The organism is Haloechinothrix salitolerans (genome assembly GCF_042662605.1).
Classification (GTDB): domain Bacteria; phylum Actinomycetota; class Actinomycetes; order Mycobacteriales; family Pseudonocardiaceae; genus Haloechinothrix_A; species Haloechinothrix_A salitolerans.
This window is the reverse complement of record NZ_JBHSXX010000001.1, coordinates 1,464,191-1,477,677: the sequence shown is the minus strand read 5'-3', so window position 1 is coordinate 1,477,677 and position 13,487 is coordinate 1,464,191. Positions and strand designations below refer to the sequence as shown.

11 protein-coding genes are annotated in these 13,487 nt (G+C 64.5%); 3 read left to right on the top strand and 8 right to left on the bottom strand.

Annotated elements, in window-relative coordinates; genetic code table 11:
* Window positions 1-3 precede the first annotated feature (3 nt).
* The 3 genes from pgi to ACFQGD_RS06885 all read right to left on the bottom strand — a co-directional run bounded on the left by pgi (window position 4) and on the right by ACFQGD_RS06885 (window position 3,043).
* The gene (gene pgi, locus ACFQGD_RS06895) at window positions 4-1,635 is read right to left on the bottom strand and encodes a glucose-6-phosphate isomerase (RefSeq protein WP_345406021.1); all 1,632 of its coding nucleotides are present in this window, start codon (window positions 1,633-1,635) and stop codon (window positions 4-6) included.
* Between the two features lie 106 nt (window positions 1,636-1,741).
* A complete protein-coding gene (locus ACFQGD_RS06890; RefSeq protein ID WP_345406018.1) occupies window positions 1,742-2,458 on the bottom strand; it encodes an RNA polymerase sigma factor in 717 nt (238 codons plus the stop codon).
* Window positions 2,459-2,584: 126 nt separating this feature from the next.
* Window positions 2,585-3,043: an Lrp/AsnC family transcriptional regulator gene (locus ACFQGD_RS06885; protein ID WP_345406015.1), complete on the bottom strand. Its 459-nt coding sequence runs from the start codon at window positions 3,041-3,043 to the stop codon at window positions 2,585-2,587.
* A 156-nt stretch (window positions 3,044-3,199) separates the two neighbouring features.
* On the opposite strand from ACFQGD_RS06885, the gene ACFQGD_RS06880 reads away from it, so the two are divergent.
* From ACFQGD_RS06880 to ACFQGD_RS06870, 3 genes are read left to right on the top strand one after another with little or no spacing between them, the layout of a single operon-like run.
* A complete protein-coding gene (locus tag ACFQGD_RS06880; RefSeq protein WP_345406012.1) occupies window positions 3,200-4,324 on the top strand; it encodes a thiamine pyrophosphate-dependent dehydrogenase E1 component subunit alpha in 1,125 nt (374 codons plus the stop codon).
* An 8-nt stretch (window positions 4,325-4,332) separates the two neighbouring features.
* Window positions 4,333-5,289, top strand: coding sequence for an alpha-ketoacid dehydrogenase subunit beta (locus ACFQGD_RS06875; RefSeq protein WP_345406009.1), 957 nt, complete (start codon window positions 4,333-4,335; stop codon window positions 5,287-5,289).
* A 16-nt stretch (window positions 5,290-5,305) separates the two neighbouring features.
* On the top strand, window positions 5,306-6,667 hold the full coding sequence (locus ACFQGD_RS06870) for a dihydrolipoamide acetyltransferase family protein (protein WP_345406006.1): 1,362 nt from the start codon (window positions 5,306-5,308) through the stop codon (window positions 6,665-6,667).
* Here ACFQGD_RS06870 and cofC read toward each other — a convergent pair.
* The 5 genes from cofC to ACFQGD_RS06845 all read right to left on the bottom strand — a co-directional run bounded on the left by cofC (window position 6,566) and on the right by ACFQGD_RS06845 (window position 13,369).
* Complete coding sequence (gene cofC / locus ACFQGD_RS06865) at window positions 6,566-7,285, bottom strand: 2-phospho-L-lactate guanylyltransferase (RefSeq protein WP_345406122.1); 720 nt, start codon at window positions 7,283-7,285, stop codon at window positions 6,566-6,568. The genes ACFQGD_RS06870 and cofC overlap by 102 nt on opposite strands.
* Window positions 7,286-7,308: 23 nt before the next feature.
* Complete coding sequence (gene pgl, locus ACFQGD_RS06860; protein WP_345406003.1) at window positions 7,309-8,022, bottom strand: 6-phosphogluconolactonase; 714 nt, start codon at window positions 8,020-8,022, stop codon at window positions 7,309-7,311.
* 56 nt (window positions 8,023-8,078) lie between these two features.
* Window positions 8,079-9,086: a glucose-6-phosphate dehydrogenase (coenzyme-F420) gene (gene fgd, locus ACFQGD_RS06855; protein WP_345406000.1), complete on the bottom strand. Its 1,008-nt coding sequence runs from the start codon at window positions 9,084-9,086 to the stop codon at window positions 8,079-8,081.
* Between the two features lie 63 nt (window positions 9,087-9,149).
* Complete coding sequence (locus ACFQGD_RS06850; protein WP_345405997.1) at window positions 9,150-11,660, bottom strand: bifunctional FO biosynthesis protein CofGH; 2,511 nt, start codon at window positions 11,658-11,660, stop codon at window positions 9,150-9,152.
* The gene (locus tag ACFQGD_RS06845; protein WP_345405994.1) at window positions 11,657-13,369 is read right to left on the bottom strand and encodes a PucR family transcriptional regulator; all 1,713 of its coding nucleotides are present in this window, start codon (window positions 13,367-13,369) and stop codon (window positions 11,657-11,659) included. Before ACFQGD_RS06845 ends, ACFQGD_RS06850 begins: the two co-directional genes overlap by 4 nt.
* Window positions 13,370-13,487 lie beyond the last annotated feature (118 nt).

The following is a 13,487-nucleotide window of genomic DNA, read 5'->3' as shown; positions in this document are numbered from 1 at the left end:
GAATCATCCGTTTCTGATGGTTCGCACCTGCCGGTAGCGCTGGAGCAACGCCCGCGTCGAGCTATCGTGATCACCGAGATCCGCGCTGTCAGCGCGGATCTCGTCATGGATCCGATTGGCGAGAGCTTTGCCGAGTTCCACACCCCACTGATCGAACGAATTGATTCCCCAGAGCCAGCCCTGGGTGAATACCTTGTGCTCGTACAGCGCGATCAACTGACCGAGCGTGTAGGGAGTCAACCTGGGCAACAGGATCGTCGTACTCGGCCGATTCCCAGTGAACGTACGGTGTCGTGCCTGCGACTCGGGCACACCCTCCGCGATGACCTCATCCTGGAATCTGCCGAACGCGAGAGCTTCGGTCTGTGCGAACAAGTTGGCCATCAGCAAGTCATGGTGTTCGAGATCGGAATGCGCCGGTTCGAGCACACCAATGAAATCACAGGGAACGATAGTGGTCCCCTGATGCAAGAGTTGGAAGAACGCATGTTGACCATTGGTTCCCGGCTCGCCCCACACGATTGGCGCGGTGTCGACGTCGGGAGACGCACCCTCGCGGGTCACCGACTTGCCGTTGCTCTCCATGTCCAGTTGCTGAAGGTATGCCGGTAGCCTCCCGAGCCGCTCGTCATAGGGCAACACCGCGTGCGTCTGCGCGTCAAAGAAGCCCCGATACCACACGCCTAGCACGCCTAGCAGCACCGGCAAGTTCCTGCTGAAGGGGGCACTCCGAAAATGCTCGTCCATCGAGCGCGCACCCACGAGCAACTCCCCGAATCGCTCCGGACCTATCGCGATCATGAGTGAGAGTCCGATCGCCGACGGCAATGAGTACCTGCCACCAACCCAGTCCCAGAACTCGAACATGTTCGCCGGATCGATACCGAATTCCGCTACCTCACGCGCGTTCGTCGATACCGCCACGAAGTGCCGCGCGACGGCATGAGGATCATCGAGTGTGGCCGACAGCCACGCCCGGGCGGTGCGGGCGTTGGTCAGCGTCTCGACCGTCGTGAACGTCTTGGACGCGACGACAAAGAGCGTTCGCTCCGGATCGAGGCCGCGCAGTGTGCGTTTGATGGCGTGGCCATCCACGTTCGACACGAATCGGACGTCAAGATCGGCTGGTGTGCACTCCCGCAGCGCCAGCGCGGCCATCGCGGGACCGAGATCCGAGCCGCCGATTCCGATGTTGACGACGGTTCGGATCGGCTTACCGGTGCAACCTCGCCACGCCCCCGAACGGACACTGCCCGCGAACTCTCGCATCCTGTCGAGAACGGCGTGCACGTCCGGTACGACGTCACGACCGTCCACCAGTACCGACACATCCCGCGGCGCACGCAGCGCGGTGTGCAATGCTGGCCTTCGCTCCGTGGTGTTGATGGGGTAGCCAGAAAGCATCGCTTCGATCCCCGCGGCGAGATCCCGGTCAGCGGCAAGCGCGAGCAGCAGATCCATGGTTTCGGCGGTGACCAGGTTCTTCGCATAGTCGACCACGACACCGTCATACTCGACGGTCATGGCGGGCCCCCGGGCCCGCTCACGATCAAAAAGCTCCCGCAAATGCGTCGTTCCCAGGGACTTCCTGTGCTCCCGCAACTTCCGCCACCCGGGCGTGCTCGCGATGCTCATATAGCGACTTCCTCCGATGGGAACTCCACACCTCGACAGGCCTCATCAGCACTGCGCGAAAGCGCGCACATGACGCACGAAATAATGCACTGCTACTCCTCTGGTGTCAACGCGCTCCTAGCTCGAGTTCATGGGGGATGACCATCGCCAGCTTCCGGATCGCACGCACCTGCAGCGACCTGACCGAGGCCCTGCTGCGCCCCATGCGTGCCGCGACCTCAGCGACCGGAAGATCGTCAAAGAACCGCAGCAAGACACACCGCCGCTGGTCCTCGGTCAGTTCATCGAGCCACTTCCTGACCTCTCGCTCCGTCTCTCGGACACATACGACGGACTCTGGATCGCGCGTTTCCGCGCGGTAGTCGACATTGTCAGGCAACTTGACTTCGCGCCGGTTTTTGGTAGATCGCGCGTTGTCAAGCACGATGTTCCGCGCGATCGTCGTCAACCATGCGCGAAACGTGGAGCCGCGATAGGTCACCGAGTCGAGGCCTCGTAGCGCACGCGCGAAGGTCTCGCTGGTCACGTCATCGGCGACGGTTCGGTTACGCGTGCGAGACAAAACGTACTGGTAGATGTGTTCCACATGCGTTTGGTAAAGGACGGAAAACGCACCAGAGTCGCCGGAACGAGCATGGCCGACCAACTCCCAGATGTACGTCGGGCAGTAGGCGTCGGCGGACACGCCGAACGTCCGTGTTGGAGCGCGCCGCCCTCTCCTGACCCCGCCCATCCGCGGACCGTCGTCACGCCACGCCCGTCGCGGCGCGTCGGAATCCTGCCGCGGTGATGGGTGTCGCTGGCGAGCAACGCTGTCAACCATGCCGCCAAGCATGGATACCTGGACGTCGACCGGAGAGCGGGATATCTACCCATATCCATACGCGTTTTCGCGACGGCGGCGTTGCACGAACAGCGCTTTACCGACGATCAGTGCCGGTCACGAGGCTCAATCCCGCATATACATCGCACGCCGCCAGGTACCGAGAACCATCAGCGTCTTCGTGCCGATCACCTGACCGCTACGACGCAACTCGTTGATGATCTCACGGAGATGCTCGACGCCGCTGGCATGAAGGCGAACGAGTGCGTCGGGGTCACCCGCCACGGTAAACACCTCGAGAACTTCAGGAATCCTACTCGCCGCCATGGTGATGGTCTCGACATCGGTATCGCCGGAGAAACGCAACTCCACGAACGCTTCGAAGACCGAATCCAGCTTGCTGCGGTCCACTACCGCGGTGTAGCCGACGATGATCCCGAGTCGTTCAAGCCGATCGATCCTGCGCTTGACAGGTGATACCGACATGCTGATCCGCTCGGCGATGTCGGTGACGGTACGTCGGCCATCCTGCACCAGCAGGTCAAGGATGGCCCGATCAACCCCGTCGATCGCACCCGTGTCCATCGGACCAACGGTAGCACCGCACGCAAACTTCGTAGAGTATGCGCGCCATTTGATTGCATAATTTTGCGTACAGTGCCCGCATCTTGCTGACCTCTTGCTCGGCGCTACGCGACTAAGTGGAATACCACCGACTCCGACCGATGCGGGAGGCCGACGATGGCAGAGCTCCAGACACCCGAGGGGAACGAGCCGCTACATCAGCTGCTCACCCCAGATGGCAGCACCGCACAGGATGAGCTGCTCTCGCTGGATCTCGCCACCGTGGATCCCTGTGCGCTCTATCGCGATCTGGTACTGACCCGCAGGCTGGACAGCGAAGCGATCGCGCTGCAACGCCAGGGCGAGCTCGGCTTGTGGCCATCGCTACTCGGGCAGGAAGCCGCGCAGGTCGGTGCGGCGCACGTGCTACTCGAGCAAGACATGGTGTTCCCGACCTACCGCGAACACGGAGTAGCGCATTGCAGAGGCGTCGACCCCATCTCGCTGCTCGGTCTCTTCCGGGGGACGACCTTGGGCGGCTGGGATCCCTACGACCGCAACTTCAACCTGTACACACTCGTGATCGGCGCTCAGACGCTGCACGCGGTCGGCTATGCCATGGGGGTGCTTCGCGATGACGCGATGGGTAGTGGTGATGTCAACCGTGACACCGCTGTCCTGGCTTTCCTTGGCGACGGCGCGTTGAGCGAGGGCGAGACCAACGAGGCATTCGTCTGGGCTGCCGCGCAGCAACTGCCCGTCGTCTTCTTTTGCCAGAACAACCAATGGGCCATCTCGGCGCCGTATCGCACGCAAAGCAGAATCCCCGCGGCGCGGCGAGCGTCGGGTTTCGGCTTCTCCGGCATACGAGTAGACGGAAACGACGTCTTCGCGTGCCTCGCGGCTACCCGCGAAGCCTTGAACAAGGCACGATCCGGCGGCGGCCCAACGCTCATCGAGGCGCTCACCTATCGAGTCAACGCGCACACCACCGCGGACGATGCGACCCGGTACCGCAGTGCGGCCGAGACCGAGGACTGGACGAACCGCGATCCGCTCGCTCGCCTGCACGCCTACCTTTCGGCGGAAGGGCTCGGCGATACCGACTTCTTCGCGGACGTCGATGCGCGAAGCGATGCGCTCGCCGAACGGCTCCGGGCTGGGTGCAGAGCACTTCCCGAACCCGATCCGACGCTGCCGTTCGAGCACACATACGCCGACATGCCCGATGACCTGCGCCAACAACTGCGCGAACACCACGCTTTTGTCGCGTCGATGGAACGGAGCGAGGCCCCACAATGATGTTGTCGATGGTCAAGGCGCTCAATGACGGTATGCGCCACGCGCTGGAAGCCGACAAGCGGGTACTCCTGATCGGCGAGGACATCGGACGGCTTGGCGGCGTCTTTCGCACCACGGATGGGCTGCAGAAGGACTTTGGGGAGGATCGGGTCGTCGACAGTCCGCTCGGTGAGGCGGGCATCGTGGGATCGGCGATCGGCCTCGCGATGCGCGGCTACCGTCCAGTCTGCGAAATCCAGTTCGACGGGTTCGTCTATCCCGCGGTCAATCAGATCATCACCCAGCTGGCGAAGATCCGGCACCGTTCCTCCGGTGCCGTACACCTGCCCGTCGTCATCCGTATCCCCTTCGGCGGCGGTATCGGATCGATCGAGCATCATTCGGAGTCACCGGAAACGTACTTCGCGCATACGGCGGGACTGAAGGTCGTGACCTGCGCGACGCCACAAGACGCCTACAGCATGATCCGCCAAGCCATCGCATCGGACGACCCGACCATATTCCTCGAGCCGAAGCGCAGGTACTGGGCCAAGGGCGACGTGACCGAAGCGCAAGACCCGCCACTCGACAAAGCCCGTGTCGTCCGGCCAGGAAACGACATCACCTTCATCGCCTACGGCCCCACTGTCGACACCGCGTTACAGGCGGCGGACGCCGCCGAGGCGGCGGGACACAGCGCTGAGGTCATCGACTTACGCAGCCTCTCGCCCCTGGATACCGAGACGGTCGTGAGTTCGGTCCAGCGGACGGGTCGAGCACTCGTAGTGCACGAAGCCTCACTCTCCCACGGAGTCGGCGCCGAACTGGCCGCTCGCGTCCAGCATGACGCGTTCTACTTCCTCGAAGCTCCCGTGCTCAGGGTCACCGGCTACGACACACCGTATCCACCGAGCAAGCTCGAACACGACTGGCTGCCAAACATCGAGCGGATTTTGTCCGCGACCAAGCGCAGCTTCAGCTACTAGAGAGGGCTACCCCACCGTGTCCAACCCCCAAGACTTTCGCCTGCCCGACGTCGGTGAAGGGCTGACTGAGGCGGACATCGTGCGCTGGTCAGTACAGCCGGGAGACCTCGTCGCGGTGAACCAAACGCTGGTCGAGGTCGAGACGGCCAAGGCAGCGGTCGACCTTCCCTCTCCCTACGCTGGCCGGGTGATCACCCTGCATGCCGCCGAGGGAGACACCATCGAAGTCGGCGCGCCACTGATCACGATCGACTCCGATCAGCCTTCGCGGGCCGGTGCTGAGCACCACCCAGTTGACGATCCCGACATCGACGCCGACGATGCGACCAGCGACGCCGACGATGCGTCCGAGCAGGCTAGCGACGACTCAGAGCAGGCCGCGCTTCTCGTCGGGTACGGACCGCGCCAACCAGCACGAGCCCCACGAGCACGCGAAGCGACAGCCGGTTCCGCGGGTGGACCGTCGGATGCGAACACCGCGGCACCCACTGCCGTCGCCGCGAACGGCACACGTCCCGCGGCCAAGCCTCCCGTTCGCAAATTGGCCAAAGATCTCGGCGTCGACCTGGCGACGATCAGCCCTACGGGTCCATATGGGACGGTAAGCAGGGACGACGTCCATCGGGCGGTCGCATCGGCCGACGCGCATACCGTCACCGAACCGGCACAAGAGTCGGAGACCAGAATCCCGATCCGTGGCATCCGCAAGCACACCGCCGAGGCGATGGTGTCATCCGCGTTTACCGCGCCGCATGTCACCGAGTTCGTCACGGTTGACATCACGGAAACCATGCGGTTGCGTGAGACCGTTTCGGCTCGGCGAGATTTCCAGGATATACGGGTGACGCCGCTGGTGTTCGTCGCGCGCGCACTGCTGCTCGCGCTGCGGAACACCCCGGAAGCCAACGCGAGTTGGGACGAGCATGCCCGAGAGATCGTACTGAAACACTACGTCAACCTCGGCATCGCGGCGGCGACCGACCGAGGTCTCACGGTGCCCAACATCAAGAACGCCGACCGTCTCTCGCTGCGCGACCTGGCGAACGCGATCACGGAGCTCGCCAGCAACGCGCGGGCGGGGTCAAGCACACCGGCGGACATGACACACGGCACGATTACCATCAGCAACGTCGGTGTGTTCGGCGTTGACAGCGGCACCCCCATCCTGAATCCCGGGGAGGCCGCGATCTTGGCGGTTGGCGCGATACGACGCATGCCGTGGGTCGTTCAGGTCGGGGAATCGGAACGGATCGAGCCACGATGGGTCACGCAGCTCTCACTGTCGTTCGATCACCGGATCATCGATGGCCAACAAGGCTCCCAACTGCTCGCTGATACGGCCGCCGTGCTGCACGACCCCAGTCTGGCGATTCTCTGACCGCATCTCCCCACCGTCAAACCACCGTCGAAGTGCTGGCCCCACCGCAGCCCCCCGCGCGGTGGCGAGGTCGGCCACGGTGTCGACGTCGGCTCTGAGCCAGGGATCGCACCGTGACGTGACGTCCACAGCTCCGTTGGCTATGTGGCGCGCCGCGGAGTTCGGCCCGAATGCGGGAAGTACCCGCTCACCACGCCGCCCAGCCACAATGGTTGTTCCGGATCCACTCCTGTCGCACACGATGGCGACCGACGCCGCCGGGACCGTCCGGAGAAAGCCGCGCAGCGCGGTGACACTGAGCGCGGGCAGGTCCGCCACGATCATCGCGAGCTGCCGGTAGCCAGCCGACAACGCGACGTCGCGCCCACGCAGCAAGGCCATGTTCAGCGAATCAGCACTTGCCTCGCGCCGCTCCTCGACACCTCTCACGGCCTCGAGGCCAGCGCATCGCCGGAGATCCCGCAGCACCTCGCCGGGGCCAACGACGACACACAGCTCCACATCTGGGGTGGCGCACACCGTCCGGACGGTGTCCTGTGCCAGCGCGAAAGCCAGCGCACGGCGGTCATCGGTTCGCAGCTCAGACATGCGTGTCTTCGCATTGCCCCACCCCTTCACCGGGATGACGACCGCCCACCCGCTCACAGCTCGCTCGCCGCCGCCGTGTCGAGAAACCAGACGGTGCGTGATGCGCCGCTCACGCTCGCCGCGGGAAGGTTGTCGGCGTTGGCACCCAACGCCGTCGCCACGGCTGAAGCCTTCGCGGACCCAGTCGCGAGTAGGAACACCTCATCGCAACGACGAATGACCGGCAAGGTGAGGGTGATTCGGGAGGGTGGCGGTTTCGGACTGTCCGTCACCGCCACGACAGGCAGGTCTCGCTCAGACATGGCAGGGAGCCCGGGGAACAATGAGGCGACATGCCCATCCTCGCCGACCCCTAGCAAGCAGACGTCGAACCCCTCCTGTCCCATCGCGCGGACCAGCTCACGGTAGGCCGCCGCGGCGGCCACGAGGTCGTTGCCATGGACGCCGTCCGAGGCCGGCATCGGGTGAATCCGCGCGGGATCGACAGGTATGTGGTCGAGCAGCGCGTGGCGGGCCTGCGACTCATTTCGGTCGGGGTGATCAGCGGGAACGAACCGCTCGTCCCCCCAGTAGAAGTCGACACGGGACCAGTCGACCGTGCGGCTGGCGGCGTGTTCACGTATCGCGGCCAGGACGGCTGTCCCCGCGCGGCCACCGGTAAGTACGAGCGACGCCGATGGGCGCCGCGACAACGCGTCAGCGAGTCCGCGTACGACCTCAGTAGCGACAGCTTCGCACAACACGGCTGTCGATTCGTGAACCGTCACCTCGGTTCCGAGGCCAATACCCGAATGGGATGGCCGCGTTGGTTCTGCCATTCCCATCAGGTGTCCAACGCACGAAGCCGCGGTACCACGTGCTCCGCGAAGCCCCGCAGAAAACGTTCCTGGTCGTGGCCGGGACCGTGGAAGACGAGGTGGTTGAAGCCGGCGTCGACATACGGCTTGATCTCGGCGACGGCCTCGTCGGGATCAGCGGTGACGATCCATCGCCGCGCGATCTGCTCGAGTGGCAAAGCATTGGCCGCCTTCTCCATCTCCGCCGGGTCCTCGATGCCCGCCTTCTGCTCCGCAGTCAGCGACAACGGCGCCCAGAACCGCGTGTTCTCCAGCGCTTGCCGCGGATCGGGATCGAAGGACAGCTTGATCTCGATCATCTTGTCGATGTCGGATGCGTCGCGGCCCTCCTTCTCCGCGCCCTCGCTGACCGCGGGGAGCAGCTTGTCCGTGTAGAGGTCCATGCCCTTACCGCTGGTGCAGATGAACCCGTCGCCCTTGCGCCCGACATACTTCGCCATCACGGGACCACCGGCGGCGATGTAGATCGGTACCCCGTCGTCCGGCCTGTCATACACCGTGGCATCGGCGGTCTGGAAATACTCCCCTTCGAACGTCACCCGTTCCTCGCGCCACAGGGTACGCATGAGGTCGACGGCTTCTCGTAGTCGCGCGAACCGTTCCTTGAAACCTGGCCACTCGATGCGGGCGACGGCAACCTCGTTGAGTGCCTCCCCACTCCCGACACCGAGCACGACCCTGCCCGGGTACAGGCAGGCGAGAGTGCCGAACGCCTGCGCCAGAACGGCCGGGTTGTACCGGAACGTGGCGGTCAGCACGCTGGTACCCAACACGACATTCGAGGTCCGCTCCCCCACGGCGGCCAGCCATGCCAGGGAGAACGGGGCATGACCACCCTCGTGCCGCCACGGCTGGTAATGGTCACTGACCATCACGCTGTCAAGGCCAAGGTCATCGGCTAGCACCGCGAATTCAACCAGCTCACGCGGCGCGAACTGCTCCGCGGACGCCTTGTAGCCAATCTTCAACACCATCGAATTCACCACCACAACATGTAGGAAGCTGTCAGTATCAGAGAGTTCTCGACGTCGGGTTTCCTAGGCCACAGCCCCGTACGTTGTCGTCCGCTGCCGTGCGGGGCGGCCTACTCCAGCCGCCATCTCGACGAGTTCATCCGGGTCCTTGCGGGATCCGTGCGTTGAGCCCGCCATTCGGGAAATGGTCTCCTCCATCAACGTCCCGCCGAGATCGTTGGCACCGCCGTCGAGAAGCACGCGCGTGCCAGCGACGCCCAACTTGACCCACGAACATTGGATGTTGGGAATGCGCTCGTGCAGTAGCAATCTGGCCATCGCGTGAACGGCGCGGTTGTCCCGCATCGTCGGTCCTGGTCGAGCGACACCGGCCAGGTATATCGGGGAGTTCTGGTGCACGAATGGCAGCGGGACGAATTCAGTGAACCCGCCGGTTTGATCTTGGATGCGGGCGAGCAGTCGCACATGATTGACCCAATGCATGGGTGAATCCACGTGGCCGTACATCATCGTCGAACTCGACGGCAGACCGATCTCGTGCGCCGTCGTGATGACCTCGACCCACAGATCAGCTGGCAGTTTCCCTTTGGTCAGCGTCCATCGGACATCGTCGTCGAGAATCTCCGCGGCCGTGCCTGGTACCGAATCGACACCCGCTTCCTTGGCCGCGCACAGCCAGTCCCGAATCGACATGTCGGCTCGCGTCGCGCCATTGACCACTTCCATGGGGGAGAACGCGTGCACATGTAGTTCCGGGACCCGCTTCTTCACCTCCGCCGCCAGGTCAAAGTAGGCCGTGCCCGGCAGGTCGGGGTGGATGCCACCCTGCATGCAGATCTCGGTCGCGCCGGAATCCCACGCCTCTTCTGCCCGCGTGCCAACCTCATCGACAGACAACGTGTACGCGTCAACATCAGTACGGCGTTGCGCGAACGCACAGAACCGGCATCCCGTGTAACACACGTTCGTGAAATTGATGTTGCGGTTCACGACGTAGGTAACATCATCGCCGACGGTGTCGCGCCGCAACTCGTCAGCCAACGAGCAGAGCGCTTCCAGCGCGGGACCGTCACTGGACATCAAGGTCACAGCCTGTTCGTCGGATATTCCAGCCGGGTCCCGTTCGGCAGCACGCAACGCCGACGCGGCATCGGGGTCGATGCGCTCGGGAACACTCGCCGCGCGCTTCGCTTCCCGCTCCCTGACAACCGACCAGTCACCATAGACGTCGTCGAAGTCGGTCCTGCGGTCGGCGCCGCGACCGACGGTGTCGATGGTCGCGTGCAAGTCCGTCCGCCCCGAGGAGCACAAGCCACCGTCAGGCTCCTGCCATGGCAGCCCCTGAGGCTGGCTCCCAGCTGCCACGAAGCCGCTCGGCACCTCCGCGAGCGCCGCGACATGGTCCGCGACACGCGGGTCGATCCACGGCTCGCCGCGCCGCACGAATTCCGGGTGGACGGTCAACCGTTCCCGAAGCGTGAAACCCGCTTCGGCCGTCCGCGCCGCGAGGTCGTCAAGATGAGGCCAGGACCGCTCTGGGTTCACGTGGTCCCGCGTGACCGGGGATACCCCTCCCCAGTCGTCGACACCCGCGGCGAGCAGCGCCGTCAGCTCGTCCGGATCGGACAGATTGGGTGGTGCCTGAACGCGCATCCTCGGACCGAGCACGAGGCGGGCGACGGCGATCGCGGCCAGGTACTCCTCGTGCGTCGCGTCGGGGGCGGAGCGCATGGCCGTATCCGGCTTCGCCCGGAAGTTCTGCATGATGACTTCCTGCAGATGCCCGAACTCGCGAGCGACCTGACGGATCGCGAAAACCGATTCGGCCCGCTCTCGGTACGTCTCTCCAATCCCAACCAGAATCCCGGTCGTGAACGGTATGGTGTGTCGGCCCGCGTCGTGCAGCACGCGGAGCCGTACCGCTGGATCCTTGTCCGGCGATCCGTGATGACACCCTCCTGGCTCCGACCACAGCCGGGAGGATGTGGTTTCCAGCATCATTCCCATCGATGGAGCGACCAGCTTGAGCCGCTGCAGTTCGGCCCAGCTCAGCACTCCCGGGTTTAGATGCGGCAGTAGTCCTGTCTCCTCGAGAACCCTGATCGACATCGCCCGCACGTAGTCGAGCGTGGACGCGTAACCGTACGAATCCAGCCAATCCCGTGCCGCTTGCCACCGATCCTCAGGGCGATCACCGAGAGTGAACAGGGCCTCCTTGCAGCCCTGTTCCGCGCCGTGGCGCGCGATGTCGACAACCTCATCCGGAGCGAGGTAAGGACTCGCTAGTTTCCCTGGCACTGTGGCGAACGTGCAGTAATGGCACCGGTCACGGCACAGTCGCGTCAACGGCACGAACACGTTCCGTGAATAGGTGATGACACCAGGCCTGCCTTCCTCCGACAGACCGAGGTCTCGCACCCGCGCGGCGGCGGCGCACAACCGCACGAGATCCTCGCCATTGGCGTGCAACAGCACGGTCGCCTCGTCGACGTCGACCGCGACACCGGTTTCGGCCCTGTGCAGGCAACGCCGCATCGCCGACCGTGGCGGCCGCTCCGTATCCAACCGAGTCATGCCGTCATCCCCAACCGCAACTGCAGTTCGGTGACCAGCCGCTCCACGGGGTCTTCGAGGTCGAGCCCGCACATGTCCTGGATGCGGCACAGCCGGTAGCGGAGGGTGTTGCGATGCACGAACAGCAGTTGCGCCGCTCGCGCACGGTCGCACGATGCCTCGAAGTACGCGCGCAATGTCGCGATGTACTCCGTGTTCTGTGTGCGGTCGCTTTCCGCCAGCATCGACAGCCTGCCACGCATCAAGTGCGGGCGCTGGTGCAGGACTTCCCTGAGTTCTGCCAACACAGTGTGCGACTGCAGGTCGGACTCGGTCGCGATCGGCGGCCCCTGTCCGGCCGCGGTCAGATCGAGAACCCGATCGAGGGCATGCCGCGATGTCGGCAAGCCGGCGAGATCGACATCCTCGCCAACCGCGACGACAACATCGAGGTGAAGTTGGTTCGCCGCTCGTGTGATGAGGTCGTGTGCGAGTCGCTTGGCCGCGGCGACGGATACGTCACGGCACGGGGCAACCAGATGGATCCTCGTACCGATGGCGATCACCGTCGCACCGGTGGTCAGCGCGGCTCCGCGCAGCCCGACCATGTTGCGCAAGTACAGTAGGTCGGCTGGTTCGGCCGTCTCGCCCGCCGCCAACGTGCACGAGACGAGACGAACCGGTCCCGCGGTGTCGAATCCCGATGCCGCGGCCATTCCTTCCGGCGCCTCACGTCCGTCGAGCACGGCCCGCAAGAATGACTCCCGGACACGCGCGTCGACATCGGTCCCGTAAACACGCTGGCGAAGCAGTATTCCGGCTGCCGCACGCGCGATGCCCGCGAGCTCAGCCTCGTGTTCCTTCCCGAACGGCTCGTCATTCTCGATCACCCAGACGTAGCCGAGGATCTCGACCCCCACCCGGATCGGTGCGACCAACCGTGGCTTCGCGCCCGGCGGGCTCACGCGGATCGGATGGCGCGACTCCCGCAGTTGCCGCATGACACCGGAAGAACGCAACCACTCAACCGCTGCCGAGGGGGTCTCGCGATTCAGAATGCTCGACGTACGCAGTTCATCGAGCTCATGCCCCAGGCTGGCGAAGGCGAGCACTCGCAACCCACGGTCATCGATCTCGACCGGACCACCGAGACTCATGGTCGCGGCATCGGCCAGCGCGAAGAGATCACCGGCGTTTTCCGGACCATCGACCTCGGCATGCGGCGATGTCGCAGTTCGCATGGCATCGTGCAGCCAATCCCATGTCACGCTGCGCGACGCGCTCAGTACCGCGATGTTCCAGTGCAAGAACCCGTGACGTTCCCACGTCTGCCCAGCAGGATTCCGCACGACGACCGCGGCGGCATCACACCGAGCCGAGCGGTCAAGCAAATCGACGAAGGCAGGTGAAGTCGGACACACGCCGACCGCGAGTACGACATCGCCAGGGCCGATCTCAACCTCACCGTCGGGATCCCAGATGACCGTACGAGCCGCGGGGACACTCACGCCCCGCGGCGCCGTGACCACCTCGAGCACCTGGCTGCCCACCGTCGCGACGATCTCACCCAGTGTTCCAGGGGCGGTTGGGTCGTTCCCAGTACGATGCCGCGATTCGTGCGCGTCACGGCCCGCGACGTCTCCCTCACCCCCGTCACCCCGGTCGACAAGCACGGCGAGGCGAGGACGGCCGGTGGCGACACCGAGGTGCTGCTCCATAGCGACGGTCATGAGACGACCTCCGAGACTAAGAGCTCTGGCGTGGTTGCGGTCACGCTAGGCAGGCCGCCAACCTCCCGTCATTGGGCAAGGTGCTGACCAGATAAGTCCGAATTGTGCACCTAGCTGC